The sequence below is a fragment of the Stenotrophomonas sp. Y6 genome (genome assembly GCF_022436665.1).
In the GTDB taxonomy this organism is placed as follows: Bacteria; Pseudomonadota; Gammaproteobacteria; order Xanthomonadales; family Xanthomonadaceae; genus Stenotrophomonas; species Stenotrophomonas acidaminiphila_A.
In genome coordinates this window covers 26,212-51,984 of record NZ_JAKUKB010000006.1, presented here as the reverse complement: position 1 = coordinate 51,984, position 25,773 = coordinate 26,212, and the positions used below count along the sequence as shown (strand labels likewise).

Annotated in this window: 27 protein-coding genes; 18 read left to right on the top strand and 9 right to left on the bottom strand. The window is 70.1% G+C overall.

The annotated features are described in order from the left end of the window. The first annotated feature begins 80 nt into the window (after window positions 1-80). From MKP15_RS08555 to MKP15_RS16990, 9 genes are all read left to right on the top strand, one after another. A complete protein-coding gene (locus MKP15_RS08555; protein WP_240212425.1) occupies window positions 81-797 on the top strand; it encodes a DUF429 domain-containing protein in 717 nt (238 codons plus the stop codon). Between the two features lie 196 nt (window positions 798-993). After that, on the top strand, window positions 994-1,704 hold the full coding sequence (locus MKP15_RS08550; protein ID WP_240212424.1) for a hypothetical protein: 711 nt from the start codon (window positions 994-996) through the stop codon (window positions 1,702-1,704). Between the two features lie 151 nt (window positions 1,705-1,855). Beyond that, window positions 1,856-2,980, top strand: coding sequence for an alpha/beta fold hydrolase (locus MKP15_RS08545; RefSeq protein ID WP_240212423.1), 1,125 nt, complete (start codon window positions 1,856-1,858; stop codon window positions 2,978-2,980). Window positions 2,981-3,112: 132 nt separating this feature from the next. Next, window positions 3,113-3,541: a hypothetical protein gene (locus MKP15_RS08540; protein ID WP_240212422.1), complete on the top strand. Its 429-nt coding sequence runs from the start codon at window positions 3,113-3,115 to the stop codon at window positions 3,539-3,541. Between the two features lie 256 nt (window positions 3,542-3,797). Further along, window positions 3,798-4,067: a hypothetical protein gene (locus tag MKP15_RS08535; RefSeq protein WP_104939773.1), complete on the top strand. Its 270-nt coding sequence runs from the start codon at window positions 3,798-3,800 to the stop codon at window positions 4,065-4,067. 49 nt (window positions 4,068-4,116) lie between these two features. Further along, the gene (locus MKP15_RS08530; protein ID WP_240212421.1) at window positions 4,117-4,680 is read left to right on the top strand and encodes a DinB family protein; all 564 of its coding nucleotides are present in this window, start codon (window positions 4,117-4,119) and stop codon (window positions 4,678-4,680) included. 47 nt (window positions 4,681-4,727) lie between these two features. Then, complete coding sequence (bioA, locus tag MKP15_RS08525; RefSeq protein WP_240212420.1) at window positions 4,728-6,020, top strand: adenosylmethionine--8-amino-7-oxononanoate transaminase; 1,293 nt, start codon at window positions 4,728-4,730, stop codon at window positions 6,018-6,020. Beyond that, window positions 6,017-6,667: a dethiobiotin synthase gene (gene bioD / locus MKP15_RS08520; RefSeq protein WP_240212419.1), complete on the top strand. Its 651-nt coding sequence runs from the start codon at window positions 6,017-6,019 to the stop codon at window positions 6,665-6,667. Before bioA ends, bioD begins: the two co-directional genes overlap by 4 nt. 124 nt (window positions 6,668-6,791) lie before the next feature. After that, the gene (locus MKP15_RS16990; protein WP_256363880.1) at window positions 6,792-6,920 is read left to right on the top strand and encodes a hypothetical protein; all 129 of its coding nucleotides are present in this window, start codon (window positions 6,792-6,794) and stop codon (window positions 6,918-6,920) included. Window positions 6,921-6,996: 76 nt separating this feature from the next. On the opposite strand, the gene MKP15_RS08515 is transcribed toward MKP15_RS16990, so the two are convergent. Further along, window positions 6,997-7,386 carry a DUF6165 family protein gene (locus MKP15_RS08515; RefSeq protein ID WP_104940287.1) on the bottom strand — a complete coding sequence of 130 codons (390 nt, stop codon included), beginning with the start codon at window positions 7,384-7,386 and terminating at the stop codon, window positions 6,997-6,999. A gap of 143 nt (window positions 7,387-7,529) precedes the next feature. Here MKP15_RS08515 and MKP15_RS08510 point away from each other — a divergent pair, with 143 nt between their 5' ends. Next, window positions 7,530-7,964: a hypothetical protein gene (locus MKP15_RS08510; RefSeq protein WP_240212418.1), complete on the top strand. Its 435-nt coding sequence runs from the start codon at window positions 7,530-7,532 to the stop codon at window positions 7,962-7,964. Between the two features lie 93 nt (window positions 7,965-8,057). Here MKP15_RS08510 and MKP15_RS08505 read toward each other — a convergent pair whose 3' ends face one another. Continuing rightward, window positions 8,058-8,255, bottom strand: coding sequence for a heavy-metal-associated domain-containing protein (locus tag MKP15_RS08505; protein ID WP_104939768.1), 198 nt, complete (start codon window positions 8,253-8,255; stop codon window positions 8,058-8,060). A gap of 230 nt (window positions 8,256-8,485) precedes the next feature. Between MKP15_RS08505 and MKP15_RS08500 the strand changes: the two genes are divergently transcribed. From MKP15_RS08500 to MKP15_RS08490, 3 genes are all read left to right on the top strand, one after another. Further along, on the top strand, window positions 8,486-10,960 hold the full coding sequence (locus MKP15_RS08500; protein WP_240212417.1) for a heavy metal translocating P-type ATPase: 2,475 nt from the start codon (window positions 8,486-8,488) through the stop codon (window positions 10,958-10,960). Window positions 10,961-10,999: 39 nt separating this feature from the next. Next, window positions 11,000-11,470: a Cu(I)-responsive transcriptional regulator gene (gene cueR / locus MKP15_RS08495; RefSeq protein ID WP_161614938.1), complete on the top strand. Its 471-nt coding sequence runs from the start codon at window positions 11,000-11,002 to the stop codon at window positions 11,468-11,470. 135 nt (window positions 11,471-11,605) lie between these two features. Beyond that, complete coding sequence (locus MKP15_RS08490) at window positions 11,606-12,181, top strand: Ax21 family protein (RefSeq protein WP_240212416.1); 576 nt, start codon at window positions 11,606-11,608, stop codon at window positions 12,179-12,181. A gap of 104 nt (window positions 12,182-12,285) precedes the next feature. Here MKP15_RS08490 and MKP15_RS08485 read toward each other — a convergent pair whose 3' ends face one another. Next, a complete protein-coding gene (locus tag MKP15_RS08485; RefSeq protein WP_104939764.1) occupies window positions 12,286-12,756 on the bottom strand; it encodes a DUF1456 family protein in 471 nt (156 codons plus the stop codon). A gap of 239 nt (window positions 12,757-12,995) precedes the next feature. Between MKP15_RS08485 and MKP15_RS08480 the strand changes: the two genes are divergently transcribed. Continuing rightward, on the top strand, window positions 12,996-13,319 hold the full coding sequence (locus MKP15_RS08480) for a DUF6122 family protein (RefSeq protein WP_161614919.1): 324 nt from the start codon (window positions 12,996-12,998) through the stop codon (window positions 13,317-13,319). 33 nt (window positions 13,320-13,352) lie between these two features. Here MKP15_RS08480 and MKP15_RS08475 read toward each other — a convergent pair whose 3' ends face one another. The 3 genes from MKP15_RS08475 to MKP15_RS08465 form a co-directional block, all read right to left on the bottom strand. Beyond that, window positions 13,353-13,787, bottom strand: coding sequence for a hypothetical protein (locus MKP15_RS08475; RefSeq protein ID WP_161614920.1), 435 nt, complete (start codon window positions 13,785-13,787; stop codon window positions 13,353-13,355). Window positions 13,788-13,884: 97 nt separating this feature from the next. After that, window positions 13,885-15,096, bottom strand: coding sequence for an FAD-dependent oxidoreductase (locus MKP15_RS08470; protein ID WP_240212414.1), 1,212 nt, complete (start codon window positions 15,094-15,096; stop codon window positions 13,885-13,887). Between the two features lie 21 nt (window positions 15,097-15,117). After that, on the bottom strand, window positions 15,118-15,609 hold the full coding sequence (locus MKP15_RS08465; protein WP_240212413.1) for a lipocalin family protein: 492 nt from the start codon (window positions 15,607-15,609) through the stop codon (window positions 15,118-15,120). A gap of 132 nt (window positions 15,610-15,741) precedes the next feature. Here MKP15_RS08465 and MKP15_RS08460 point away from each other — a divergent pair, with 132 nt between their 5' ends. Together MKP15_RS08460 and MKP15_RS08455 are read left to right on the top strand one after the other, a co-directional pair. Further along, complete coding sequence (locus MKP15_RS08460) at window positions 15,742-15,990, top strand: hypothetical protein (protein WP_104939759.1); 249 nt, start codon at window positions 15,742-15,744, stop codon at window positions 15,988-15,990. 102 nt (window positions 15,991-16,092) lie between these two features. After that, on the top strand, window positions 16,093-18,537 hold the full coding sequence (locus MKP15_RS08455) for a DUF3772 domain-containing protein (protein ID WP_240212412.1): 2,445 nt from the start codon (window positions 16,093-16,095) through the stop codon (window positions 18,535-18,537). 70 nt (window positions 18,538-18,607) lie between these two features. On the opposite strand, the gene MKP15_RS08450 is transcribed toward MKP15_RS08455, so the two are convergent. Continuing rightward, window positions 18,608-20,710, bottom strand: coding sequence for a phosphoglycerol transferase I (locus tag MKP15_RS08450; protein ID WP_240212411.1), 2,103 nt, complete (start codon window positions 20,708-20,710; stop codon window positions 18,608-18,610). A 292-nt stretch (window positions 20,711-21,002) separates the two neighbouring features. Further along, window positions 21,003-22,655, bottom strand: coding sequence for an AarF/UbiB family protein (locus MKP15_RS08445; protein WP_240212552.1), 1,653 nt, complete (start codon window positions 22,653-22,655; stop codon window positions 21,003-21,005). A 178-nt stretch (window positions 22,656-22,833) separates the two neighbouring features. Here MKP15_RS08445 and MKP15_RS08440 point away from each other — a divergent pair, with 178 nt between their 5' ends. Further along, entirely contained in the window at window positions 22,834-23,742 is a 909-nt protein-coding gene (locus MKP15_RS08440; protein WP_240212410.1) for a DUF808 domain-containing protein, read from the top strand. A 56-nt stretch (window positions 23,743-23,798) separates the two neighbouring features. Here the strand turns inward: MKP15_RS08440 and MKP15_RS08435 are convergent, their stop codons facing one another. Continuing rightward, complete coding sequence (locus MKP15_RS08435; protein ID WP_240212409.1) at window positions 23,799-24,164, bottom strand: helix-turn-helix transcriptional regulator; 366 nt, start codon at window positions 24,162-24,164, stop codon at window positions 23,799-23,801. 285 nt (window positions 24,165-24,449) lie between these two features. On the opposite strand from MKP15_RS08435, the gene MKP15_RS08430 reads away from it, so the two are divergent. Then, a complete protein-coding gene (locus MKP15_RS08430; protein WP_240212408.1) occupies window positions 24,450-25,715 on the top strand; it encodes an HlyD family efflux transporter periplasmic adaptor subunit in 1,266 nt (421 codons plus the stop codon). The last annotated feature ends 58 nt before the right edge of the window (window positions 25,716-25,773 follow it).

The following is a 25,773-nucleotide window of genomic DNA, read 5'->3' as shown; positions in this document are numbered from 1 at the left end:
GGGGCTGCTTTGCGAGTTGGTGTGGACGCAGGCGTGCTTGGGCGGCTGCGTCGTCCTGTGACCAGTGCCCGGGGGGAAGCATGGAACAGTTCAAGGGGTGCGTCGGCGTGGATGGCGCCGGCAGCGGATGGATCGCCGTCTGGTGGGGCGGGGGCGGGCTGGTGCATGCGCTGCACCCCGACGCCCAGCAACTTTTCCATACGCACCGGACGGCCCGGGTGATCGCGGTGGATATTCCGATAGGGCTCTGCGAGCAGGGTGGCCGCCCGGCCGATCGCGAGGCGCGCTGCTTCGTTGGCGGCAAGCGGGCCAGCAGTGTTTTTTCCACGCCCGTGCGCGGCATTCTCGATGCGGGCTCGCAGCCCGAGGCATCCCGCCGCCACCGGGAGATCGACGGGCGCGGCTTCGGCGCGCAGTCGTTCGCGATCCTGCCCAAGATCCGCCAGTGGGACCAACTGCTCCAGGGGGACGTGGATGCACGGCAACGGGTGCGCGAGATACATCCGGAGGTGTCGTTCGCTGCGCTCAATGGTGGAGCGGGGCGCGGCCTGGCGGATGGCAAGCGCACCTTCGCCGGTGCACAGAGGCGCGTCAGCCTGTTGGCGGACATCTACGGCCAGGACGCAGTGATGGCGCTGCTGCGTGCGGTGCCGGCGCGCCAGGCCGCGACCGACGACGTACTGGATGCCCTGGCGGCGTTGTGGAGTGCCGAACGCATTGCCGCTGGCCGCGCGCGATCGCTGCCGGCGCAGGTGCAGCCGGACCGCACCGGGTTGCCCGCCGCGATCTGGTACTGATCCCCGTGGGAGCACGCGTCGAGGGTGTACCGGCGGCCAGGCGGCGGCCGGTGGACCACCCGCGGTAACGTCCGGCGCTGGCGGCCCGCGCGCCGGCAACGGCGCCTGAACCTCCCGGGCGCGGCAAACCAATGGCAGGGGTGGCGGTCCGCGCATGCGCTCTAGCATCCGCCCATCGCCCCTGCTGGATACGGTCATGCGCATCACTGCCCCGGTCGCGGTCTGCCTGCTGCTGGTCCCGCTGCTGCCGGCCTGCACGCCCGCGCAGATGCGCATGCCCGACGGCTTCACTGCCGATGCGGTGGCCTACGAGGTCAGCGGCCACTCGCCGCGGCGCTTCAACGAACCGGTGCGGTTCGGTCCGTACAGCGCCCTGCGGATGCGCGAGGGCTCGACCTTCTCCTGGCGCGTGCCCTTGCCGGCATTCGACGTGGGCCGCACGTCCCGGCCCTACGATTACACGATGGTGGCGCGCGACCAGCCACCGGTGCAGGTGCAGTGCCGCACGCAGGCATGGACCGCGGGCCGGGGGAGCGAATCACACCGGCTGACGGTCGACCTGACGGCGATGGCCGGGCCGCTGCTCGCGTGCGGGCTGCGGATGGATGGCCAGCCCATGCAGGTGCTGGAGGTGAGGCGCGAGGGCGAGGGCCTGGGCGGGCGCCTGCAGTCGCCATGGGGCAGCGACTACGCGGTGCGCGCCGTGTATGCCTACCAGGGCACGCCGGTCAGGGGCATGACACCGACCGGTTACGTCATCGCCGGCGATGGCGGCACGCGCGCCGTGGTCGACGTGCTCAACCGCGGCCGGGTGCACCTGGACCGCCGGCTCGACGATGACCAGCGCGTGTACTTCGCCGCGGCCGCCGCCGCGCTCCTGTTGCTCGACCCGGAACTGGGCGAATGAGCCGCTGCCGTCGCCGGCGGGCAACGCGGATCGGGAACGGTCGACCACCGATGTCCGGCGGCGCGGTGCATGACCGCCGCGGTCCAGCCGCGGCGGGCGCCAGCATGCCGCGTTCGGCGGTGCCCACAATCCGGCCTGGAGGCCAATGCCGATGAGCGCATACCGTTTTCGCCTGCCTGCAGCGCTGGTCCTGGCGCTGGCGCCGCTGCTGGCGGCCGCGCAGGATGCCTGCCCGGACCGTTCCAGTTACGCGCCGGCGCGCGGGATCATCGCCGACCTGGGGCGCATCGTCGCGCCCAACGGCGTGCAGGAGGACTACGCGGCGAAGATCGGCGGCATCGCGCAGTGGGTCAACGTGCGCGGCCAGGACCGCGACAACCCGCTGCTGCTGTTCGTGCACGGTGGGCCGGCATCGCCGGTGATCCCCACGCTGTGGCAGTTCCAGCGCCCGCTGGAGGAGTACTTCACCGTGGTCAACTACGACCAGCGCGGTGCCGGGCGGACGCTGCTGCTCAACCCGCAGCAGGAGGTGGCCGGCACGCTGCGCATCCAGCGGTACGTCGACGATGCCATCGAACTGGCCGACTACCTGCGCAGCCGCTACCACAAGCGCAAGCTGGTGCTGGTCGGGCACAGCTGGGGCACCGTGGTGGCGATGCAGGCGGCGCTGCAGCGCCCGGACCTGTTCCATGCGTATGTCGGCATCGGCCAGGTGATCGACGTGCGCACCAACGAGCGGGTCAGCTTCGATTACGGCCTGCGCACCGCGCGCGAGCGCGGCAACGCCGAAGCGGTGCGCGAGATGGAGGCCATCGCGCCCTATCCGGGCGACGCGCCGCTCACCCGCGAGCGGATCGTCGTGGCCCGCAAATGGCCACAGCACTACGGCGGCCTGAGTGCGTTCCGCAGCGAGTCGAACTACTTCTTCCAGGGGCCGCGGTTGTCGCCCGACTACGACGATGCGGCACGCTGCGCGATCAACGCCGGCAGCGAATTCACCCTCGGGCGGTTGCTGGATGAGTTCCTGCAGGTGGACTACCGCGGGGTGAAGCGGTTCCCCATCCCGGTGCTGATGTTCATGGGGCGCCACGACTACACCACGCCCTCGGAACCGACCGCGGCCTGGTTGGCGCAGGTGCGCGCGCCGTACAAGCGCGGCGTCTGGTTCGAGCATTCGGCGCACATGATCCCGTGGGAGGAGCCGGGCAAGACCCTGGTCAGCCTGCTGGAGCAGGTGCGTCCGCTGGCGCTGCAGGGTGAGGCCGGCGAGCGCTGACCACGCGCGTTGCGCTGCCCGCCGCCACTGGCCCGCCGCCCGCGCACGCTATGATCGGCGTTCCCACGGATGAAGGAACACTGCATGGCATGGGCATGGCGGCATGGAAAGGCATGGGCATTGGCGGGCGCGATGAGCGTACTGGCCGGCTGCGGCGCGCAGGACACGCCGGCGCAGGCCACCCCGGCGGATGCAGCGGCGACGGCGGCCCCAGCGGATGCGGCCCCCGGTGTCGCCGCCACGCACGCGTGCATGATCGCCGGCGAGTTTTCGCTCCTCGGCCAGGTCATCCGTTCCCGCGACTGCGTGCAGACCGCGGGTGCCTCCACCGAAGCTCAACTCAAGCGCGTGTGCGAGGGGTTGGCGCAGACCTCGGCGCAGATGGGCGGCAAGGCGGGCGAGATCACTTACATGGACGCCTGTCCAGCGCCGGCGCAGGGCAGTTGCCGGCGCCTGTTCGGCCAGGATTTCGACGGCTTCTACTACGAGCGTTCGGCCGACGACCTGGCCGGCCTGCCGGCCAGCTGCGCACAGGGCGGCGGTACCTGGAAGGCCGACTGACCGCGGCCGCGCCGGCACCGCACGGCCGGCCGCTGCCTGCCTGGCGCCATTGCCGCGGCCCGTGCCGAGCCGTGCGCGTGGCTGCCCGCGCCCCGGGAATGCTGCCGCTGCGGTGCGCCGGCCGCGTTCAGCCGCGCGGCGGCGTACCTGGCCGACAACGCCACGCCGGCGACGGCGCGGTGAACCGGTGCGCCGCGATTGCGTTGGCCATGCGCTTCGCGCAAGCTCTGGGCTTCTTCATTCCTGGTGACCGTCCATGCAAGACAACATCATCCAGATCATGCCCGCGGCCGGCTGGGTGGCCGTGTTCGACGAGGACGGCGAGGAGAGCGCGCAGGGCGTGGTGTGCTTCGCGCTGGTGGAAAGCGCGATGAAGCGCGAGGTGCGGGCGATGATCGCCGACGGCGCCCAGATCGGCTTCGCCGATGCACTGCCCAACTTCGTGCGGGTGCAGGAGCTGGACGCGTTCGAGGAAGAAGACGACGAGGACGAGGAAGACGAGGACGAGGAAGAAGACGAGGCGTGATGCCCGCGTCGTACCTTTTTCCCCGCGCCATCGCCGGCCCACCCCGGTGATGCCATCGCCTGCCCCGGCGTCGGACACGTTGTTCGACGATGCCTTCGCCTACAAGCGCTGGGCGATGCAGCGCACGCTGGAGGCGATACGCGCCGTGGACGCACGGGCGTTCCCCGCCAGCGTCGCCTTCGCGCGGCAGCAGTTGAACCACATCGTGATCGTGGAGGAACTGTTCCGCGCGCGGCTGCTGGGCGAGGCGTCGCCGCATGCGGCCACCAACAGCGCCGAAGTACCGGCCCTGGAGGCGCTGGCCATGCGCCTGGAAGCCTCCGACCAGTGGTATGCGGCCCATCTGGCCGCGCTGGCGCCGGCGCAATGGGACCAGGCGCTGCGCTTCCGCTTCGCCGATGGCCGCGACGGCTGCATGACGCGCCGCGAAATCCTGTTCCACGTACTCAACCACGCCACCTACCACCGCGGCGCCATCGGCCATGCGCTGGACCTGGCGGGGGTGCCGCACCCGGGCGATACCTATACGGTGTTCACCCACCAGGCCCAGCCGCAGCGACGCGCCGGCACGATGCCCGCCGATCCGGATGCAGGCCCGCGGACGACGCGGTAAGGTACGCGCCCGCACGCCGCCGCGCCGGTGTCACGACACACCCGTACATGCTGACCGATCCATTCGACAGGGAGCACCTCTGGCATCCCTACAGCGCGCTGGGCCATGCGCCGCCGGCGCTGAAAGTGGCGCGTGCCGATGGCGTGCTGCTGGAGCTGGCCGACGGCACCCGGCTGATCGACGGCATGGCCTCGTGGTGGTGCGCGATCCACGGCTACAACCATCCGCAGCTGAACCAGGCGGCGATCGAGCAGCTCGGGCGCATGGCGCACGTGATGTTCGGTGGGCTCACCCACGAACCGGCCATCGCCCTGGGCAGGCAGCTGCTGGCGATGGTGCCGCAGCCACTGGATGCGATCTTCTATGCCGACTCCGGCTCGGTGTCGGTGGAAGTGGCGCTGAAGATGGCGATCCAGTACCAGGCCGCGCGCGGCCGACCCGGCCGCCACAACATCGCCACCACGCGCTCGGGCTACCACGGCGATACCTGGAACGCGATGTCGGTGTGCGACCCGGTCACCGGCATGCACGGTCTGTTCGGCGCGGCGCTGCCGTCGCGGCGCTTCGTGCCGGCGCCGGTCACGCCGTTCGACGGGGCCTGGGATCCGGCCGAGATCGCACCGCTGGAACGCCTGTTCGCCGACCACGGCGACGAGCTGGCCGCATTCATCATCGAGCCGGTGGTGCAGGGCGCCGGCGGCATGCGCTTCTATCACCCGCAGTACCTGCGCGAACTGGCACGGCTGTGCCGCGCCCACGACGTGCTGCTGATCTGTGACGAGATCGCCACCGGCTTCGGCCGCAGCGGCCGGCTGTTCGCCTGCGAACATGCCGGCATCACGCCGGACATCCTGTGCATCGGCAAGGCGCTGACCGGTGGTTACCTGACCCTGGCCGCGACCCTTACCCGCCGCGACATCGCCGACACCATCGCGGCCGGCGAGGCCGGCGTGTTCATGCACGGGCCGACGTTCATGGCCAATCCGCTGGCCTGCGCGGTGGCGCTGGCGTCCACCCGACTGCTGCTGGCGCAGGACTGGCAGGGCAACGTGCAGCGCATCGAACAGGTCCTGCGCGAACGGCTGGCGCCGGCGCGCGCGCTGCCGCGGGTGGCCGACGTGCGCGTGCTCGGCGCCATCGGCGTGATCGAGCTGACCGCGCCGCTGCGGCTCGAGCGCATCCAGCGGCGCCTGCTGGACCTGGGCATCTGGCTGCGTCCGTTCGGGCGGCTGGTGTACGCGATGCCACCCTACGTGATCGACGACGAACAATTGCGGCGGCTGTGCGACGGCATGGTCGCGCTGGTGGAAGGACTGCAGGACGAGGACATGCGGGCATGAACGGCGAGGTGATTTTCGTCGGTGGCATCGACACCGAGATCGGCAAGACCGTGGTCACCGGCTGGCTGGCGCGGCAGTGGCTCGACCAGGACGGCGAGGTGATCACCCAGAAGCTGGTGCAGACCGGCTGCGTCGGCGCGTCGGACGACATCCTGCTGCACCGGCGGCTGATGGGCTGTGGCCTGTTCGAGGAGGATCGCGACGGCACCACCATGCCGGCGCTCTATGCCTACCCGGCCTCGCCGCACCTGGCGGCGCGGCTGGAGGGGCGCGCGCTGGACCTGGACGCCATCGGCGCCGCCACCGCGCGCCTGCGCGCGCGCTACGCCACGGTGCTGGTGGAGGGCGCCGGCGGGCTGCTGGTGCCGCTGACCCCGGACCTGCTGACCCTCGACTACGTGGCCCGGCAGGGCTGGCCGGTGCTCCTGGTCACCTCGGGGCGGCTGGGCAGCATCAACCACACCCTGTTGTCGCTGGAGGCCATCGCCGCGCGTGGCGTCGCCCTGCACGGCATCGCCTGGAACAGCCGCGACGACGGCAGCGACGAGGTCATCGCCGCCGAAAGCCGCCGCTACCTGCGTGGCTGGATGCAGGCGCGCTTCCCGCAGGCGCGCTGGTACGACGTGCCGCTGCTGGCGCTGGATTGAGCCTCCCGCGCGCCGGAAATGCCCCCGGCCCTTGAAAAACCCGGTGGTCGTCGCGATATTGCAGGATCGAGCAACGACAAAGAGAGGGCTTATGGAAGCCGTCACGACTGGAATGGTCCAGTGCATGAAGTGCAATACGGTGTATCAACCCGCGATCAAGGTGCTGGAGAGCGTCTGCCCGATGTGCCTGTCGATCAAGACCGCACCGGTGCCGGCCGAACAGGCACGCGGCACCCCGGCCGCCCTGCACTGAACCGCAACTGCGCTGTATCCCGCGGGCCAGGTCATCGACCTGGCCTTTTCATTTGCATCGCGCCGTGCCGGGCGGCTTACTCGCCCTGGTACTGCTTTTCCTCGACCAGCGCCGAGCCGGCGACGTGGTTGATCGCGTTCTTGACCGCCACGCGCTCGCCGTTGGTGCCGTAGACGCCGCGCGCCAGGGCGATGAACGCCTCGCCGAAGTCCTGCGCGGTTTCCTTGGCCCGCAGCTGGTCCTGGATGTCCCACATGCGCTCGTTGATCGCCTTGAGCTGCTGCTTGAGCGCGGCCAGTTCCGGGCGCGCGGCCTGCTGCTGCAGCCACAGCGGCCACAGCCCGTCGAGTTCGGTGCGCACGTTGTCCAGCTTGGCCGCGTCGGTGATGCGCTCGGCCTTGATTTCGAGGATGGTGATCTTGTCGATCAGTTCGCCGATCGATACCGGGGTGAGGATGGTCTGCACGTGCATGCCGCCGAAGAAAGTACGGGCGCCATGATAGCGCCCCGGCCCACGGCCCCGCCCGGGCGGAAGTTGCCGATGAACCGATGCCGGCGGCGCCGCGTCGATGCCGGCACAATGCCGCTTTGCCCTGTGCGGAGATCCCGATGCCGATGCCCCCGATCCTGCGGCTGCCCGCCGCCGTGCTGCTGCTGTGCGTGGCGTCCCCCGCCTGGGCCACCGCGGCCACCGACCTGGCGCGACTGCAGGGCGCGTGGCAGCTGCGGTCGGGCGAGTCGCTCGATGGCGACGGCGCGCGCATGGACTATGCCAGCCAGGGCCTGGCCGGCACCAAGGTACTGGCCGACGGGCGTTTCGCCTTCACCAGCACCCGCAACGGCGCGTTCTGGGCCGCGGGCTCGGGCACCTACGAGGGCGACGCCACGCGTTACCTGGAGCGGCCGCTGATGGCGTCCTATCCGCTGCAGAACGGCGGCAGCTACGAATTCCGCTACACGCTGGAAGGCGACACCTGGACGCTGGAGCGCTGGGACGGCGGGCGCATGGTCGAGCGCGAAGTGTGGACGCGGGTGGGCCGGTAGCGCCGATCGCGCCGGTGCCGGTCGGGCGGATGCGTGGCTTGCCGCGCATGGGGCTTCACCGGGAATGCCTGATGCGGGGGCAGGCCCCCGCCTTCAGGGGTCCTGCCGTGGCGGAAAGCCGGCGTCGTCCAGCGCCGCGGTGAAGCGTTCGGCCGGCTGCGCCGATTCGATGTGCACGCGCTTGCTGGCCAGGTCGATCGTGACCGTCGCGGCCGGGTCCACGTCCTTGATGGCGGCGGTGACGCTGCGCGCGCAGCCGCCGCAGGTCATGTTCTCGATATGCAGGTTCATGGCGGTTTCTCCTTGAGGGGAGGGCAGTCTGGGGCTTGCCATGGTGGCAAGGTCAAGGGGCGGGGCGAGGAGTGAGTGAAGAGGAGTGAGAAGTGAGAAAAAGCCAAAGCGCAAGCAATGCCGCTCTCTCTCATCTCTCACTCCTCTTCACTCACTCCTCGCCCCTTGACCTTCCCATGATGGGAAGCTTCAAGATGCCGCCATCATGGACAACGCCAGGTGAGCCGGTGATGACCCCGAACAGCCAGAACCCCGCCGCCGAGGGCGGAATGACGCAGACCCTAGCGGTCGAGGGCATGACCTGCGCGTCGTGCGTGGGCCGGGTGGAGCGCGCGCTGGCCGCCGTGCCCGGGGTGGCCAGCGCCGCGGTCAACCTGGCCACCGGCCGCGCCACCGTGCGCGGCGACGCCGTGGACCGGCAGGCGCTGGTGCGCGCGGTGGAGAAGGCCGGTTACGCGGTGCCCGCGCCGGCGCCGCTGGAACTGGGCATCGACGGCATGACCTGTGCGTCGTGCGTGGGCCGGGTCGAGCGCGCGCTGGGCAAGGTGCCCGGCGTGCTTTCGGCCAGCGTCAACCTGGCCACCAGCCGCGCGCAGGTGCATGGCGACGCCTCGCTGGATCCGGCCGCGCTCCTCGCCGCGGTCGCCAGGGCCGGTTACGAGGCGCGCGTCCTGCAGGCGGCCGTGGACGAGGACCGGGAAGCGCAGCGTCGCGACGCGGAACTGCGCGGACTCAGCCGCGACCTGCTGCTGGCCGCGGCGCTGACCCTGCCGGTGTTCGTGCTGGAAATGGGGGCGCACCTGGTGCCGGCGTTCCACCACGCCATCGCCAGCACCCTGGGCACGCGCAACAGCTGGCTGCTGCAGTTCGCGCTGACCACGCTGGTGCTGGCGATCCCGGGCCGCCGCTTCTACCGCGCCGGCATTCCCGCGCTGCTGCGCGCCGCGCCGGACATGAACTCGCTGGTCGCGGTCGGCACCCTGGCCGCCTATGGCTTCTCGCTGGTGGCGACCTTCCTGCCGCGGTTGCTGCCGGCCGGCACGGTCAACGTGTACTACGAGGCGGCGGCGGTCATCGTCACCCTGATCCTGCTCGGGCGCATGCTCGAGGCGCGCGCCAAGGGCCGCACTTCCGAAGCGATCAAGCGCCTGCTCAGGCTGCAGGCCAGGACCGCGCGGGTGCGCCGCGACGGCGGCGCGGTGGAAGTGCCGCTGGCGCAGGTGGCGGCCGGCGACGTGATCGACGTGCGTCCCGGCGAGCGCATCGCCGTCGACGGCGAGGTGGTCGACGGCGACAGCTACGTGGACGAATCGATGATCACCGGCGAGCCGGTGCCGGTGGCCAAGGCGGCCGGGGCGCGCGTGGTCGGCGGTACCGTCAACCAGACCGGCACGCTCGGGGTGCGCGCCACCGCCGTCGGCGGCGCCACCGTGCTGGCGCAGATCATCCGCCTGGTGGAACAGGCGCAGGGCGCCAAGCTGCCGATCCAGGGCCTGGTGGACCGCATCACGATGTGGTTCGTGCCGGTGGTGATGGGCCTGGCGCTGCTGACCTTCGCTGTGTGGTGGGCATTCGGTCCATCGCCGGCGCTGACGTTCGCCCTGGTCAACGCGGTGGCCGTGCTGATCATCGCCTGCCCGTGCGCGATGGGCCTGGCAACCCCGACCTCGATCATGGTCGGCACCGGCCGCGGCGCCGAACTGGGCGTGCTGTTCCGCAAGGGCGAGGCGCTGCAGCTGCTGAAGGAAGCGGCGGTGGTGGCGGTGGACAAGACCGGCACCCTGACCGAAGGCCGGCCGCTGCTGACCGACCTGCACGTGGCCGGCGGTTTCGACCGCGAACGCGTGCTCGCGCAGGTGGCCGCGGTGGAAGACCGCTCCGAGCACCCGATCGCGCGCGCGATCGTGGGCGCCGCGCAGGCCGAGGGCCTGGCGCTGCCCCCGGTGCAGGCGTTCGAGTCGGTCACCGGCCAGGGCGTGCGCGCGCAGGTGGACGGGGTGCGCGTGGACGTCGGCGCGGACCGCTTCATGCGTACGCTGGGGCTCGACGTGGCGGCGTTCGCCGAAGTCGCCACGCGGCTGGCCGGCGAGGGCAAGACCCCGCTGTACGCCGCCATCGACGGCACCCTGGCGGCGATCATCGCCGTTTCCGATCCGGTCAAGGCCGACACCGCCGCGGCCATCGCCCACCTGCATGCGCTGGGACTGAAGGTGGCGATGATCACCGGCGACAACCGCCGTACCGCCGACGCCATTGCCCGCCAGCTCGGCATCGACGAGGTGGTCGCCGAAGTGCTGCCGGAGGGCAAGGTCGAGGCGGTCAAGCGGCTGCAGGCCGCGCATGGCCGCCTGGCCTATGTCGGCGACGGCATCAACGACGCGCCGGCGCTGGCCGCGGCCGATGTGGGCCTGGCCATCGGTACCGGCACCGACGTGGCGATCGAGGCGGCCGACGTGGTGCTGATGTCCGGCAGCCTGCAGGGCGTGCCCAACGCCATCGCGCTGAGCCAGGCGACGATGCGCAACATCGGCCAGAACCTGTTCTGGGCGTTCGCCTACAACACCGCGTTGATCCCGCTGGCGGCCGGCGTACTGTATCCGTTGTGGGGCGTGCTGCTGTCGCCGGTGTTCGCCGCCGGCGCCATGGCGCTGTCCTCGGTGTTCGTACTGGGCAATGCGCTGCGGCTGCGGCGCTTCGCGCCCTGATCCTGCCCGGCGGCGACGGAGACGACGATGCAAGACGTGATGAACATCGGCCAGGCCGCCAGGGCCACCGGCATCTCGGCCAAGATGATCCGCTACTACGAGGACAACGGGCTGATCGGCCCGGTCGCGCGCAGCGGGGCCGGCTACCGCGTCTACGGCCCCCGCGACATACACACCCTGGGCTTCATCAAGCGCTCGCGCGACATGGGCTTCAGCGTCGAGCGCATCGGCGAACTGCTGCAGCTGTGGCGCGACCGTTCGCGCCACAGCGCCGACGTCAAGCGCATGGCGCTGGAGCACGTGGCGGTACTGCAGCAGCGCATCGCCGAGCTGCAGGACATGGTCGCCACCGTCCGCGCCCTGGCCGACTGCTGCGCCGGCGACGAGCGCCCGGACTGCCCGATCCTGAGCGATATCGCCAGCGGCGCCCCGCTGCACCGCCGCTCGCGGCAAAGCACGCGGCCGGCGAACCGTGGCACGGCGCGCGCGTGCCAGAAAACGCCTGAATAGAGGCCTAAAAACGCGTTGCAGTGCGCCTCGCGATTTCAGGAAGGGTTGGGCTGGATAACGGAAAAATTACATCCGGACGCAGGCAGCCGACGAGCCGCCGCGCCACCAGACAGTAATTCCTGAAGGTGTACCCCCATGAAGACGTCCCTGATTGCCCTGGCCCTGGCGGCCGCCCTCCCGTTCGCCGCTTCCGCTGCTGACAACCTTTCCTACAACTATGTCGAAGGCGACTACGTCAAGACCGACGTGTCCGGTCCCGACGCCGACGGCTGGGCGCTGAAGGGCTCCTGGGCCTTCCACCCGAACTTCCACGTGTTCGGCGACTTCACCCAGCAGAAGGTCGACCACACCGACGCCAAGTTCGACCAGTGGCGCATCGGCGCCGGCTACAACCGCGCCATCGCGACGAGCACCGACCTGGTCGCGCGCGTGGGCTACCAGAAGTTCGACCGGCACCACAGCAACCTGGACTTCGACGGCTACAACGCCGAAGTGGGCCTGCGCAACGCATTCGGCGAGCACGTCGAGGTGTATGCCTTCGCCGGCTACCAGGACTACACCAAGAAGCACGGCGTCAACCCGGACGGCGCGTTCTACGGCCGCCTGGGCGGCCAGGTGAAGTTGAACCAGAACTGGGGCATCAACGGCGACATCAAGATGGACCGCCACGGCAACAAGGAATGGTCGGTCGGCCCGCGCTTCAGCTGGTAAGCAGCCCGCACATGGCGTAACAGGAAAAGCCCGGCGATGCCGGGCTTTTTCCTTCATGCACGTGGCCTGCGTACGCAGCGGCGACGCGCCGGTTGTTGCTGCCGTTATGCGCCGCGCACGCGCGCGGTCAGGCCCTTGAGGAAGTTGCGCAGCAACTGGTCGCCGCAGGCGCGGTAGTTCTTGTGGTCCGGCTGCCGGAACAGCGCCGACAGCTCCGGCTTGGACAGCGGAAAGCCGGCCGCGGCGAAGATCGCGTGCATGTCCACGTCCTTGAGCTGGAAGGCGACGCGCAGCTTCTTCAGCACCAGGTTGTTGGTGATGCGGGCCTCGGGCGCGCGCTGCGGCTGCGAATCGTCGCGGCCACGGAAGTGGTAGATCAGCCCGTCGAGGAAACGTGCCAGCGCGGCATCCGGGCAGGGCTCGAACAGCGGCTCGTCGTCGCGCCGCAGGAAGTCGTGCACCTGCGCCGGGTCGACATCGAACGCCGGGTCGGCCAGGTGGATCAGGTCCACCACGTGCCTGTCGCCCAGGTCGAGCATGTAGCGGATGCTGCGCAGTACGTCGTTGTTGATCATCACCACTCCGGAACGGCCGTGGCGCCACTGCCCGGCAAGATGCACAGTGTAACGCCGGCGCCCGCCGGCGGCCGGTACACTCGCTGGCCGATCGCCTTGCCGCCGCGTCATGCACCCACCCGTTCCTGCTGCTTTTTCCACCGCCGTTGCGGCACCGTCCCGCGCCTGGCGCACGCCGCGCGCGGGCCAGGCGCGCCGTCCCGCCGCCGGCGTCGGCCAGCCCATGGGCACCTGAGCGGATGGGACTGCGCGCGATTCTGCACGTGTGCCTGCACGCGGCGGTGCCCGCACTGCTGGCATGGATGTTCTGGCGGCCGCGGTTCGGCCGCGCCTGGGTGCTGTTGCTGCTGGGCTGGGTGATCGACCTGGACCACCTGCTGGCCGATCCGATCTACGCGCCGGACCGCTGCAGCATCGGCTTCCACCCGCTGCACACCGCGCCGGCGGCGGCCGTCTACGCGGGATTGCTGCTGCCGCGCCGCACCCGGCTGTTCGGCATCGGCCTGCTGCTGCATCTGGCGCTGGACGCGATCGATTGCGTCTGGATGCGCTGCGGCGGTTGAGGCCGGCCGTGCCGGCTGCCGGGCAGCGCGGGCTTACCAGCCGTACCAGGGGCCCGGGCCGTAGCCGAACGGACCCACGCCCTTGCCCTGGCTGACATGGATGTTCAGGTCCACCCGGCGGGTCTTGCCCTCGTCGGTGGTGTAGTTCTTGCCGAGATTGATGTCGGCCGCGCTCCAGTGGCTGTTGCCGAACGCCTTGGAATAACCGATGCCGGTGCTGAGGGTGCCGTGCACCTGCAGCTTGTCGTCGGTGACGGTCGCGGCGGCCGCGTCGCGTCGCGGCTGCGGACCGCTGTGGTCGCCGTAATAGGTGCCCGGCGCGTCGGCCTGGTAGGACGGATCGTTGAGGTAGCGCAGCGGCGCCTGCGGCACGCTCAGGTCCAGCGCGCCCGGCGCGGTGTCCGCCGGCTGCGCCGCCGCCAGCGGCGAGGCCAGCAGGCAGGCAAGCATGATGGGGAACCGGTTCATCGCGCGGGTGCTCCTGGCGGGGGCGGTCATGGTGGCAGGTGGGACACGCCGACGCTAGCGCGGCGGCGGTGAACCGGGGCTGTCGCGGCCGGGTGGCTCAGCCCAGCCGCCCGAACCCGAACAACCGCGCCAGGCGGTGCCGGCGCCGCTCGATGGCGGCGCGCAGCAGGCCGGCGCCGAGCATCGAGTAGGTGATGCCGTTGCCGCCGTAGGCCATGGCGAACAACACCCGCGGCCCCCACTGCGGATGCGCGCCGAAGAACGGCAACCCGTCGCGGGTTTCAGCGAAGGTCCCGGCCCAGGCGAACGCCGGGGTCAGCGCCAGCTGCGGGAACAGCCGCTGCAGCTTGTCGGCCAGCCGCCGCGCCTTGCGTTCCACCCGCGTGTCGCGGCGCGCCGGGATGTCCAGCGCGTCGTCCTCGCCACCCACCAGCAGCCGCAGGTCGGCGGTGCTGCGCAGGTACAGGTAGGGGCGCGCCGATTCCCACAGCATGGTCCGGCGCAGCGGCCCCAGCGCCTCGGCCGGCAGCGGGTCGGTGACGAACGCGTAGCTGCTGCGGTTGCGCGCCACGCGCTGCTCCAGCCACTGCTGGTTGGCATAGCCAGCGGCCAGCACCACGTGCCCGCATCGCACCTGGACACCGTCGCTGGTGGTGGCCACCACCCCGCGCGAGGTCGCGCGCAGGGCGCTGATGGTGGTGCGGTCGAACACCTGCATCCCGTTACGCTGCAACCGCGCAAGGAGCCGGTGCGCCATGCGGTAGGGGTCGATGCTGGCGGCAAGGTCGCTGAGGATCGCCGCCGGCGCGCTGAACCCGTAGCCGTCCTCGACGTCGCCGGGCTCGAGCCAGCGCACGCCGAAGCCGTGTTTCCTGCGCAGCGCATACTCGGCATGCAGCGCGCTGCGGTGGCGGCGGTGGCTGGCGTAGTACAGGCTGTCGGCACGGCGGAAATCGACCCCGCGCAGGTCCGTGGCCAGCGCCTGCAGCTGGCCGATGGCGTCGGCGCAGGCACCATAGGCCAGCACCGCGGCGTCCTCGCCGTAGTCCGCGGCCAGCTCGGTCATGTGGGTGTCGATCTCGTACTGCAGCAGCGCGGTACTGGCGGCGCTGGAGCCCCAGCCGATGTCGCGCTGCTCGACCACCGCCACCTCGTGCCCGTGCCGGGCCAGCTCGTCGGCGATCAGCGCGCCGGTGATGCCTCCGCCGACCACCAGGACGTCGCAGCGCAGCGCCTGCGCCAGCGGCGGATAGGCGTGCATCAGGCCGTTCCTGACCGCCCAGAAGGGATAACCACTTTTCAGGTCCATGCGCGGGTTCCGCCGGCCGGCTCAGGCGGTGGGGTGGCCGGTATGCGGCGTGTGGATCAGCCGGTCCACGTCGAAGCCCTGCTGGCGCGCATAGGCGATGTAGTGCTGGCGGGTGATCTCGTCCATGCGTGGTTCGCGCGACAGCAGCCACAGGTACTTGCGGTCGGGGCTGCCGACCAGCGCCGCGGTATAGGCGCCATCGACCAGGATCACCCAGTAGTCGCCCTTGGTGAAGGGAATCCAGCGCAGGCCTTCGGGCAGGAAGCTCACCTCCAGGCGGCTGTTGGAGGCGTCCACCGGCTTGGCCTGGCCGATCGCTTCTTCCAGCTCGCCGCCACGCAGGCAGCGGTTGCGCACGCGGATGCTGCCGTCGTCGTCGATCGTGTAGTGCGCACTGACGTCGGTGGCGTCCTCCGGTTCATGGCGCATCGGCAGGCGGTCGATCTCGTACCAGGTGCCCAGGTAGCGCGGCAGGTCGAGGGCGGGGACGGTGGGCAGCGGTGGGTGGTCCATGACGGCTCCTTTCCGGGCAGGGCGGTGCAGCTATAGGGCAGCGGCGGTGAATGCGGCGTGCGCAGCGGCCGCGCCGCACCCCCGGGCGGCATGCCTGCGCTAGGCTTGCGCTACCGAAAACGGGAGACGCACATGTACGCGGTGATCCTTCTCACGGACCCGGAGCGCTACGCGCGCGAGCGCTGGGAGCAGGTGCCGGACCTGGTCGAGTACGCGGGCGCGAGCTACTCGCTGCGCGCCGGGCCGCGGCAGCCGCTGGCCACCGACCGGCAATGGGATCCGGTGGCGGTGTACGCGCCCGACGAGCTCACCGAGGAGGAATTCCAGGACCTGTACGCCACGCACCGGCCGCACGTGGCCGAGCTCGGCCTGAAGTACTGACGGTCGCGGCGCGGGTGGCGCGCCGTTTGCGGAGCGTGGACGCGCGCTGACTTATAGTCCGCACACGCGCGGTGGTCCGCGCATGCCCGCCGGTCCACCGCCTTGTCCCTCCGCCACCGTTTCCCGTTGCTGCGCGCGTTGTTGCTGGTGTTCCTGCTGGTCGGCAGCGGGGTGTCGACCGGGGTGGCCGCGGCGGTCGACACCGCCACCGAGGCGCCATCGCCGCAGGCCCGTATCACCCAGGCCGAGCGCGCGCTGCAGGCGGTACGCCGCTCGCTCGACGACGCCGATGCGCCGGAAACGCTGCGGACGCTGTCCGAGCAGGCGCTGCAGGCCAAGCGCGATGCCGATGCGGCGGTGGCTGCGCTGGCGCCGCAGCTGGAGCAGATCGACGCCCGCATCGCCCAGCTCGGGCCGCTGGACGACGGCGCCACCGAGGAACGCAGCATCAGCCGCCAGCGCGGTGCGCTGGACCAGCAGCGCAGCCAGCTCGATGCGGACATCAAGCGCGGCAAGCTGCTGGCCGAGGATGCGCGGCAGCTGAGCGATTCGATCGAGAAGACGCGCGCCCAGCAGTTCGGTGAGCAGCTCGGGCGCAAGGTCGGCTCGCCGCTGTCGCCGGCGCTGTGGCGGCAGTTCGCCGCCAGCCTGCCCGACGACCTGGCACGGCTGCAGGGGCTTTACCGGCAGGCCGCCGGCGGCCTGAAGGCGGCGGTGGCGGCGCACGGCTGGACCGCGCCGCTGGTGGGCGCGGGACTGGCATTGCTGATGGTGTTCCCGCTGCGTCTGTGGCTGCGCCGCCTGGGTCGCCGCTACGCCGCCTCCGAACTGGCCCCGGACGGGCGCCTGCGGCGCTCCGGGCTGGCGGTGTGGCTGCTGCTGGTCGGCACCCTGTTGCCGGGTTTCGCGGCGATGGTCGTGGTCGCCAGCCTGCGCGGCATCTCGGCGATTCCGCCGCGGCTGGAATCGGTGGCCGACATCTTCGTCATGGCCAGCTTCGTGGCCGCCTTCTACGCCGCGCTGGCGGCCAGCCTGCTGGTGCCGCATCGGCCGTCATGGCGGCTGCTGGGCATCGACGACGTCGCCGCGCTGCACCTGCGCCGGTTCGCCTGGGGCGCGGCCGGGCTGACCTGGCTGTCCGCGCTGCTGCGCGAGATCAACCGCTCGGCGCGTACCTCCACGGTGAGCACGGTCACGCTCGATGGCCTGGTCGCGTTGAGCTACGTGGCGTTGATCATGGCGGCGCTGGTGACGCTGGCGCGGCTGCACCGGCGCCGTGCCGCAGCGGCCGCGCAGGCCGAGCAGGAGGCGGGCACCGCCGATGGCAGGCCGCCACGCGCCACCCGCAGCGGCTGGCTGGTACTGGCGCGGCTGGGCGGCCACCTGACCGTGCTGTCGGCGCTGGTGGCCACGCTGCTGGGCTATCTCAACTTCGCGATGTTCGTCGCCCAGCAGATGGTGTGGGTCACCGTGGTGGTGATGGCGGTCGCGCTTCTGACCCGCTTCGCCGACGACCTGTCGCTGTGGCTGTTCGCGCCGGACAGTGCCTTCGGCCGCACCCTGCGGCTGTCCACCGGCGTGTCGCCGGCGCGGCTGGAGCAGGCCGGCGTGCTGCTGTCGGCCGCGCTGCGCATCACCCTGGTGCTGCTGGGCGTTGCCGCGGTGGTGGTGTGGTTCGGCAATACCGCGGCGCTGACCGCCTGGCTGGACACGCTGAATACCGGCCTGAAGATCGGCGGGCAGACGCTGCGCCCGGCGGCGCTGCTGTGGGCGGTGGTGGTGCTGCTGCTCGGCCTGGGCCTGATGAAGGTGCTGCAGCAATGGCTGGTGGATACCTGGCTGCCGAAGACCGGCCTGGATACCGGTGCGCGCAATTCGATCAGCACGGTCGCCCGCTACCTGGGCATCGCGCTGGCGGTGCTGTGGTCGCTGGCCACGCTGGGCATCGGCTTCGAGAAACTGGCGCTGCTGGCCAGCGCCTTGTCGGTGGGCATCGGCTTCGGCCTGCAGGCGATCACCCAGAACTTCGTGTCCGGTCTGATCCTGCTCGCCGAGCGCCCGGTGAAGATCGGCGACTGGGTGAAGATCGGCGACCAGGAGGGCGACATCCGTCGCATCTCGGTGCGCTCGACCGAGATCCAGGTGGGCGACAAGTCCACGTTGATCGTGCCCAACTCGGAGCTGATCACCAAGACCATCCGCAACATGACGATGGCCAACGCGCTGGGCCGCGTGCAGATCCAGTTCTCGGTGCCGCTGGGCGCCGACGTGGGACGCGTGCGGCAACTGCTGCTGGACCTGTTCGCCGGGCATGAGAAGGTGCTGGCGGACCCGGCGCCGTCGGTGTTCATCGACTCCATCAGCGGCGGCCTGGTGGCGCTGAACTGCTTCGCCTACGTGTCCAGCCCGCGTGCCGTATACGGCGTGCGCTCGGACCTGCTGTTCGAACTGCTGCGCGCCACCGCCGAGCAGGGCATCGCGCTGGTGACCCCCACCGACGTACGCGTCCTGCACGCCGATCCGCAGCCCGGCGACCCGGCGCATTGAACCGCCGGCGTCGGCGGCACCGGTCGCCGGGCGGCGTCGGCCGGGTCCACGGCAAGGGCCGCGTGGCGGCTCAGGAACGCGGGCGGGCGCGGATCGCCGGCACCAGCGCGTAACGCTCCACCGCCAGGGTCTCGGCGTGGCCCAGCCAGGCACGTATCTCCAGGTCGTCGATCTCTTCGTCCAGGCCCAGTGGCAGGCGGATGCGGCCGTCGCTGTCCGGCTGGACCCATTGCTGTGCCACGACCACCTTGCGCTGCGGCGACACCGCCTCGACCCAGAAGGCGCGTGCCGGGCGCTGGCTTGCGTACAGCTCCAGCACGTACTGGCCGGGACGGGTGGGCTGCGCGGTACGGCTGATCATGCGCGACTGGCGCACGCTCGGGCGTGGGCCATGGAACGGCTCCAGCGGCGCGTCCACGGCGATGCCGCGGCGCAGCTGCGCGTCGCGGTACAGGCGCATGCCCTGGTCGCTGTCCACCAGCAGCGCGCACCAGTCGCCGTCGACCGAGGCGTCCTCGAACGCGGTGCAGCGGTCCACATAGGCGAGGCGGTGGCTGGGGTCGGCCTCGTCGAAGCGGCGCGAGGTGTTCTCCAGGTACACCGACTCCAGCGCCCACTGCGCGTCGTATTCCAGCAGCACTGGCGGCTGCACCTTCTGCACGCCGACCAGCACCTGGTCGCCTTCCAGGCGCAGCACGCGGGTCTGTTCGCCGAGCCACAACGAGCGCGCGAACGCGCGGTAGCGCGCATAGTCGGACGGATCGGCCTTGAGCGCGGCGACGCTGGCGCTGGCCGCGCGTGGCGTTGCCAGCAGCGAGCGGCCGAAGCCGATCGCGTCGATTGCCGGATCCAGCAGCTGCAGCAGCGTCGCGCCCGAGTCCAGGGTGGTGCCGGCGCTGGCGAACAGCTGGCGCGGGGCGATGTCCTTGCCCAGGAACAGCAGCAGGTTCTCGCGCTGCAGGGTTTCCAGCACGTGGCTCAGGTCGTTGGGCATGGCCAGGTGGTCGGAGGCGACCACCACCAGCGTGTCGTCGCCGAACTCGCTGGCGCGGATGCGGTCCACCAGCCGCGCGATCAGCCGGTCGGTGCACTTGAGCGCATTGAGCAGGCCGATGTCGCCATGCGCGCTGCGGTAGCGCGTGCCCTTGCACGCCACCGGCAGGTGCCCGGCCGGATGGTGGGTATCCATGGTCAGCGGGGTGAGCATGAACGGCTGGCCGGCGCGCGACAGCTCGATGAAGCGGTCGTAGGCGCGTTCCAGCAGCACGTCGTCGTGGATGCCCCAATTGGAGAAATGCCGGGCAGCGATGCGCTGCTGCCGGAACCAGGCTAGGTCGCGGATGTCGTCGTAGCCGTGGCTGGCAAGGAAATCGGCCTTGGCCGCGAACTGGCCGTTGGCGCCGCCCAGGTAATGGTTGCTGTAGCCCTGCTGTTTCAGATGGTCGCCCAGGCAGAACGCTTCCGGCAGGAAGCTGCCCATGCGGCCCATGCTGTTCTCGTCGCCCTGCGCGGTGGTCAGCGGCACGCCGCACATCGAAGACACCAGCCCGGCGATGGTCCAGCCGCTGCCGTCGGCCGAGGCGATGCCGCGCAGGTCCAGCGCCTGCCCGGCCAGCCGTTGCAGGTTCGGCATCAGCCCGGGGAACACGCGCTCGTCCAGGTAGGTGCGTTCCAGGCTTTCGCCGTAGATCCACACGATGTTCCTGGCACGCGCCAGCGCCTGCGTGGGAACCACGTACTCCGGCGCCACCGCGCTGTAGTCGACCGGTTTCATCTGCTGGTACATGCGCCGCGCGTCGCCGTACAGCGGGCTGCCAACGACCGCGGCCACCAGCAGCGCCGCGAATGCCGCCGTCAGCAGGCCGCCATGGCGTGGCCGGTGCAGGCGCCGCACCCGCACCAGCAGCAGTGGAACCAGCGAAAGTACCGCCAGTACCGCGAACGCGGCGATATACCCGGTGAAGTCGCCGACGCCCGCCCCTTCCATGTCGCTGCGCAGGTGGTAGAGCGTGGCCGAGTTGATGCCATCACCGCTCAGCCGATCGATCAGCCACCACCCGCTGAACGCCAGCAGCGTCAGTGCCAACAGTGCCGCCTTGAGCCGCGCCAGCACGGGCGTACACAGCAACAACAGGAACAGGGCGGGCAGGTACAGCCAGAAAGTCCAATGCATGCGGTCGCTTGGGTAGTGGAGACGGAAGGCGCCTTCGCACGGGGAGCAAAGGCGCGATCCACAGGCCCATGTCAGGCTCATGAAACGTGGATGACGGAAATCATGCACAGACGAACCTGACTGAAATGTTTGCAGGAAGCGGCATGGCGCATGCCGCGACACCGTGTCCATCAGCGGCCTGGATTCCCGTGTGCAGGGCATGCGCGCACCGCGCGCACACCGCGCGGACGCGTGCGTTTACCGGTGCGCAATGCCGCACGGCATCCGCGCGGTGGTGTCACCGCGCAGGGGGTCAGCGGTGCCCGCGTTCCTCGCGCGCCCGTGCACGGGTACGGCGGTCGAACAGCAGCGCGCTGACGATCAGGCCCAGGCCGATCACCACGCCGACCAGGAACAGCAGCATCGCGAACGCCGGGTAGCCGAACAGCGAGAAGCGGCTGGGCACGCGCATCAACAGCACCGACGACAGCAGCAGCGCGGCGGTGATCAGGCCGGCGGCGATGCGGTTGGCGACTTTCTGGATGTTCTCCATCAGCCGCGATTCCTCCAGCCCGGTGACCTTCATCTGCAGCCGGTTCTCGGCCACCAGGCTGAGGATGTCGGACACCCGCCGCGGGCCGGTGCGCAACAACTGCTGCAGTTCCATCGCCTCGCTGGCGACGTTGGCCATCGACAACGACTTGACCAGACGCGCGCGCATCACGTGCTGCAGCTGGCGCTCGACCACGCTGCGTGTATCCAGCTCCGGTGCCAGCAGCCGGCACGCCCCTTCCAGGTTGAGCAGCGCCTTGCCCAGCAGGCTCAGCTCCGGCGGCGTGCGCAGGTCGCAGGCGGTGGCGATGCGCACGATCTCCAGGACCACGCGGCCCTCGGACAGGGTGTCGTTGGCGGCATAGCGGGCAATCATCTGCCCGGTCAGGCGCAGGTAGCGCTCCTCGTCGTAGTCCTCCAGGCGCGTGCTGATGCCGATGATTTCGTCGGCCACTTCCTCGCCACGCCCGTCCACCGCCGCGAACAGCACCTTGAGCAGCCGTTCGCGCAGGCGCGGCGGCACGTGCGCGACCATGCCCAGGTCGAACACCGCCAAGCGCTGGTCGTCGGTCACCCGCAGGTTGCCCGGATGCGGGTCGGCATGGATCTCGCCGTGCACGAAAATCTGGTCCAGGTAGCCGCGTACCAGCGCCGCGGCCAGTGGCTGCATCGACTGCTCGGTGCGGCGCACCGGCGGGATCGCGTCCACGCGCACGCCATGCACCAGTTCCATGGTCAGCACCCGCCGCCGGCACAGGTCCCACAGCGGCTGCGGCACCCACAGTTCGGGATATGGCGCCAGGTGCTGGCCGAAGCGCGCCAGGTTCGCCGCCTCCGCTTCGTAGTCCAGCTCCATGCGCAGGGTGGTGGCAAACTCGTCCAGCCAGTCGGCGAAGCGCACGCGGCGGCCGACCCGGGTCAGGTGATCGGCGGCGCTGGCAAAGCTGCGCAGCACCGCGATGTCCGAGCGCAGCTGCGCGGCGACATCGGGCTTCTGCACCTTGATCGCCACTTCGCGGCCATCGTGCAGCACCGCGCGATGGACCTGGGCGATGGAGGCGCAGCCCAGCGGCTCCGGGTCGAACACGGCGAACAGCTTGCCGACCGGCGCCTGCAGCTCTTCCTCTATCACCGCGCGCACCTGCTCGACCGGGATCGGCGCGACCTGCTCCTGCATGCGCTCCAGCGCGGCCACGTACTCCAGCGGGATCATGTCCGGGCGCGTGGACAGCACCTGGCCGAGCTTGACGAAGGTCGTCCCCAATGCCTCCAGGTCGGCCACGAACTGCGCCGGATCGGCATCATCGGGCAGCCGGGTGTTGCGTGGTGGCTCGCCGTCCAGCTGCAGCCCGGAAAATACCCCCGAATTGCGATAGCGCAGCAGCAACCGCAGGATCTGCTGGCGCCGGCTCATGCTGCCGACGGTGGTGGGCGCGGCCGGATCTTGTTTCGCTGCGGTCAAGGCGTTCTCCCGTACGGCATGGCCTGGCAGTGTCACCGGCGGCCGGTGGTCGCCGGGTGAACGTGGCGGGCATGTCGCGCGGCGCCGCGATGCGGGACAATCGCGGAGTCCCCAACACTCACGGTGCCCCATGGCTGGAGCCGGCCTGTTCGCCCTGCTCGACGATATCGCGACCCTGCTCGACGACGTTTCCATCCTCACCAAGGTCGCGGCCAAGAAGACCGCCGGCGTGCTTGGCGACGACCTGGCGCTCAATGCGCAGCAGGTCACCGGGGTCAGTGCCGCGCGCGAACTACCGGTGGTCTGGGCGGTGGCCAAGGGCTCGCTGCTCAACAAGGCGATCCTGGTGCCGGCGGCGCTGGCGATCAGCGCATGGCTGCCGTGGGCGATCACGCCGCTGATGATGCTCGGCGGTGCGTTCCTCTGTTACGAGGGTGTGGAAAAGCTGGCGCACAAGTTCCTCCACGGCAAGGAAGACGCGCAACGCCACACCGAGCGCATCCAGGCGCTGGCCGATGCCGAGGTGGACATGGTCGCCTGGGAAAAGGACAAGGTGCGCGGCGCGATCCGCACCGATTTCATCCTCTCGGCCGAGATCATCGTGCTGTCGCTGGGCGTGGTGGCGCACGTGCCGTTCCTGCAGCGGGTGCTGGTGCTGGCGGCCATCGCCCTGGCGATGACGGTGTTCGTCTACGGACTGGTCGCAGGCATCGTCAAGCTCGACGACATCGGCCTGTGGCTGCTGCGTCGCGGCCGTGCCGCCGCCGCGCTGGGCCGCGGCATCCTGCGCGCCATGCCGTGGTTGATGCGCGGCCTGTCGATCGCCGGCACCGCGGCGATGTTCCTGGTGGGCGGCGGCATCCTCGTGCACGCGATACCGGCACTGCACCACTTGGTGGTGGGCTGGATTCCGTCACCGTCCTGGGAGATCGCGGCCAACGCGCTGGGCAGCGTGGTGATCGGCATCCTGGTCGGCGCGCTGGTGCTGGTGGCGGTGAGCGGGGTGCAACGACTGCGGAGCGGCAAGTCGGCGCATTGAGCCTCACATGTCCCGCCAGATGAGGATGCCGCAGGGCGCCATCTCGATGGCGCTTCTCAGGTGCGTAACGTCGTGCTTGCCTCGAGCATCTGCAACACCCTCCTGCGCGTGGCCGAGCGGGCGTGGCGGAATGCGTGCAGCAGGCGCCGTTCGACCGGATCGTCGACCAGCTCGGCGTCGGCGGCGGGCGTCCAGTCCTCGCGCAGTGAGGGCTCGCCGCGGCCCGTTGCCAGCCATTCGTACGAGACGTCCGTTGCCAGCGCGATGGCGATCAGGCGCGTACTGCTGGGCGAAATCCCGGTAACGCTTTCCCAGTTGCCGACCGCGCTGCGGCTGACCCGCAGTTCCGCGGCCAGTTCGCCCTGCGTCATCTTCTTCCGCTGTCGCGCCATGCGGATTCTTATTCCCAGGCTTCCCGCCATTTCACTCCTTCCCCCTACAGGAACGTGGTCATTATAGGCACGACCGGGATGGGGCCGCCTGATCAAGGCTCACGACTGATTCCACGATGGCATGTCGCCACGTCAGATAGGCATGCCATCGATACTGTCGCATTTGGTCATTAAGGCTGACAGCTGTCTCATATGTGCCGTCGTGTCTGGTTCATGAAGCGGTTGTGTCATCAGATGTGGCATGTATCGAGGCTTGCCGCATCTCCGTAGATGGGAAAGAGTCGTTCTCGTCCGATGACGACGCATGGGGATGCAATGTCGCAACCGTTGTTCCGCGATGAAGTGCTCAAGGCTCGCCGCACCAGCTGGCTGGGCGGCATTTCGCTGGCGCAACCGCTGCGGCTGTGGGTACTGACCGGGCTGGCGGTAGTGGCCGCGTCCGCCATCGTGCTGTTCATCACCTTGGGGACTTATACCCGCCGTTCCACCGTCACGGGTCAACTGGTGCCAACGCAGGGGTTGGCGACCGTAGTGGCGCCTGCCAGTGGCGTCGTGACGCGTATGGAAGTTCCGGAGGGAGGGCAGGTCGCCGCCGGCGGCATGCTGGCCTTGGTCACCGTACCGCGTGCCACCCAAGGCAGCGGCGACACGCAGGCGGCCCTGGAACAACGTCTGCAGCAACGGCAGGACGGTCTGCTCGCTACACAACAGGCCCAGCATGCACAGTTGCAGGCGCAGGCGCAGGGCATCGCCAGTCAACTGGCGAATGCGCAGCGCGAACTGGCGCAGGTGGAGGCAGAAGTAGTCACCCGCCAGCAGCAGATCCGTATCGCCAGCGAAACCCTCGATCGCCTGCGCCGGCTCGAGGGCGGGCAGTACGTCAGCGTGCTGCAGATCAAACAGCAGGAAGCGCTGGTGCTGGACTACACCGGCCAGATGCAGACCCTGCAGCGGCAAGCGATCGGCACCCGCCGGCTGATGGCGCAACTGCAGCAGGCACAGCGCGAACTGCCCGGCCAGCATCAGGCCAGCGACGCCGGCTACCAGCGCGATCTGGCCCAGCTGGAACAGGAACGGGTGCAGACGCAAGCCAGTGGTGCGCTGCTGGTGAAGGCGCCGGTAACCGGTGTGGTCGCCACGCAGATCGTCAAGCCGGGGCAGGCGGTACAGGCCGGACAACCGTTGCTGAGCCTGCTGCCCGGTGACGGAAAGCTGGAAGCCGAACTGCTGGTGCCCAGCCGTGCCATCGGCTTCATCGCCCCCGGCGATACCGTGCTGCTGCGCTACCAGGCGTTTCCGTACCAGAAATTCGGCCACCAGGAGGGGCGGGTGGCGCGCATCAGCCGCAGCGCATTGAGCAGTGGCGAGTTGGGGGCATTGATCGGCAATGCCCAGCAGGGCGAACCGTATTACCGCATTACCGTGGCGCTGGCGCAGCAGGCCATCACTGCCTATGGCAAGCCCGAGCCGCTCAAGCCCGGCATGCTGCTGGACGCCGATGTGATGGGCGAACGGCGTAGGTTGATCGAATGGATTTTCGAGCCGTTGTATTCGCTGAAAGGGAAAGTCGGCAATGGCTGATCTTCTTCGCAGGTAATGGATTGCCGGTGTATCCCGGCCCCGTGGCGCAGGGGGTCTG

What these genes read in the sequence shown, in the direction of transcription:
- MKP15_RS08555 (WP_240212425.1), top strand. Translation starts at nt 81, where the DNA reads ATGGAACAGTTCAAGGGGTGCGTCGGCGTGGATGGCGCCGGCAGCGGA.
- MKP15_RS08550 (WP_240212424.1), top strand. Translation starts at nt 994, where the DNA reads ATGCGCATCACTGCCCCGGTCGCGGTCTGCCTGCTGCTGGTCCCGCTG.
- MKP15_RS08545 (WP_240212423.1), top strand. Translation starts at nt 1,856, where the DNA reads ATGAGCGCATACCGTTTTCGCCTGCCTGCAGCGCTGGTCCTGGCGCTG.
- MKP15_RS08540 (WP_240212422.1), top strand. Translation starts at nt 3,113, where the DNA reads ATGAGCGTACTGGCCGGCTGCGGCGCGCAGGACACGCCGGCGCAGGCC.
- MKP15_RS08535 (WP_104939773.1), top strand. Translation starts at nt 3,798, where the DNA reads ATGCAAGACAACATCATCCAGATCATGCCCGCGGCCGGCTGGGTGGCC.
- MKP15_RS08530 (WP_240212421.1), top strand. Translation starts at nt 4,117, where the DNA reads ATGCCATCGCCTGCCCCGGCGTCGGACACGTTGTTCGACGATGCCTTC.
- bioA (WP_240212420.1), top strand. Translation starts at nt 4,728, where the DNA reads ATGCTGACCGATCCATTCGACAGGGAGCACCTCTGGCATCCCTACAGC.
- bioD (WP_240212419.1), top strand. Translation starts at nt 6,017, where the DNA reads ATGAACGGCGAGGTGATTTTCGTCGGTGGCATCGACACCGAGATCGGC.
- MKP15_RS16990 (WP_256363880.1), top strand. Translation starts at nt 6,792, where the DNA reads ATGAAGTGCAATACGGTGTATCAACCCGCGATCAAGGTGCTGGAGAGC.
- MKP15_RS08510 (WP_240212418.1), top strand. Translation starts at nt 7,530, where the DNA reads ATGCCGATGCCCCCGATCCTGCGGCTGCCCGCCGCCGTGCTGCTGCTG.
- MKP15_RS08505 (WP_104939768.1), bottom strand. Translation starts at nt 8,255, where the DNA reads ATGAACCTGCATATCGAGAACATGACCTGCGGCGGCTGCGCGCGCAGC.
- MKP15_RS08500 (WP_240212417.1), top strand. Translation starts at nt 8,486, where the DNA reads ATGACCCCGAACAGCCAGAACCCCGCCGCCGAGGGCGGAATGACGCAG.
- cueR (WP_161614938.1), top strand. Translation starts at nt 11,000, where the DNA reads ATGAACATCGGCCAGGCCGCCAGGGCCACCGGCATCTCGGCCAAGATG.
- MKP15_RS08490 (WP_240212416.1), top strand. Translation starts at nt 11,606, where the DNA reads ATGAAGACGTCCCTGATTGCCCTGGCCCTGGCGGCCGCCCTCCCGTTC.
- MKP15_RS08485 (WP_104939764.1), bottom strand. Translation starts at nt 12,756, where the DNA reads ATGATCAACAACGACGTACTGCGCAGCATCCGCTACATGCTCGACCTG.
- MKP15_RS08480 (WP_161614919.1), top strand. Translation starts at nt 12,996, where the DNA reads ATGGGACTGCGCGCGATTCTGCACGTGTGCCTGCACGCGGCGGTGCCC.
- MKP15_RS08475 (WP_161614920.1), bottom strand. Translation starts at nt 13,787, where the DNA reads ATGAACCGGTTCCCCATCATGCTTGCCTGCCTGCTGGCCTCGCCGCTG.
- MKP15_RS08470 (WP_240212414.1), bottom strand. Translation starts at nt 15,096, where the DNA reads ATGGACCTGAAAAGTGGTTATCCCTTCTGGGCGGTCAGGAACGGCCTG.
- MKP15_RS08465 (WP_240212413.1), bottom strand. Translation starts at nt 15,609, where the DNA reads ATGGACCACCCACCGCTGCCCACCGTCCCCGCCCTCGACCTGCCGCGC.
- MKP15_RS08460 (WP_104939759.1), top strand. Translation starts at nt 15,742, where the DNA reads ATGTACGCGGTGATCCTTCTCACGGACCCGGAGCGCTACGCGCGCGAG.
- MKP15_RS08450 (WP_240212411.1), bottom strand. Translation starts at nt 20,710, where the DNA reads ATGCATTGGACTTTCTGGCTGTACCTGCCCGCCCTGTTCCTGTTGTTG.
- MKP15_RS08445 (WP_240212552.1), bottom strand. Translation starts at nt 22,655, where the DNA reads ATGAGCCGGCGCCAGCAGATCCTGCGGTTGCTGCTGCGCTATCGCAAT.
- MKP15_RS08440 (WP_240212410.1), top strand. Translation starts at nt 22,834, where the DNA reads ATGGCTGGAGCCGGCCTGTTCGCCCTGCTCGACGATATCGCGACCCTG.
- MKP15_RS08435 (WP_240212409.1), bottom strand. Translation starts at nt 24,164, where the DNA reads ATGGCGGGAAGCCTGGGAATAAGAATCCGCATGGCGCGACAGCGGAAG.
- MKP15_RS08430 (WP_240212408.1), top strand. Translation starts at nt 24,450, where the DNA reads ATGTCGCAACCGTTGTTCCGCGATGAAGTGCTCAAGGCTCGCCGCACC.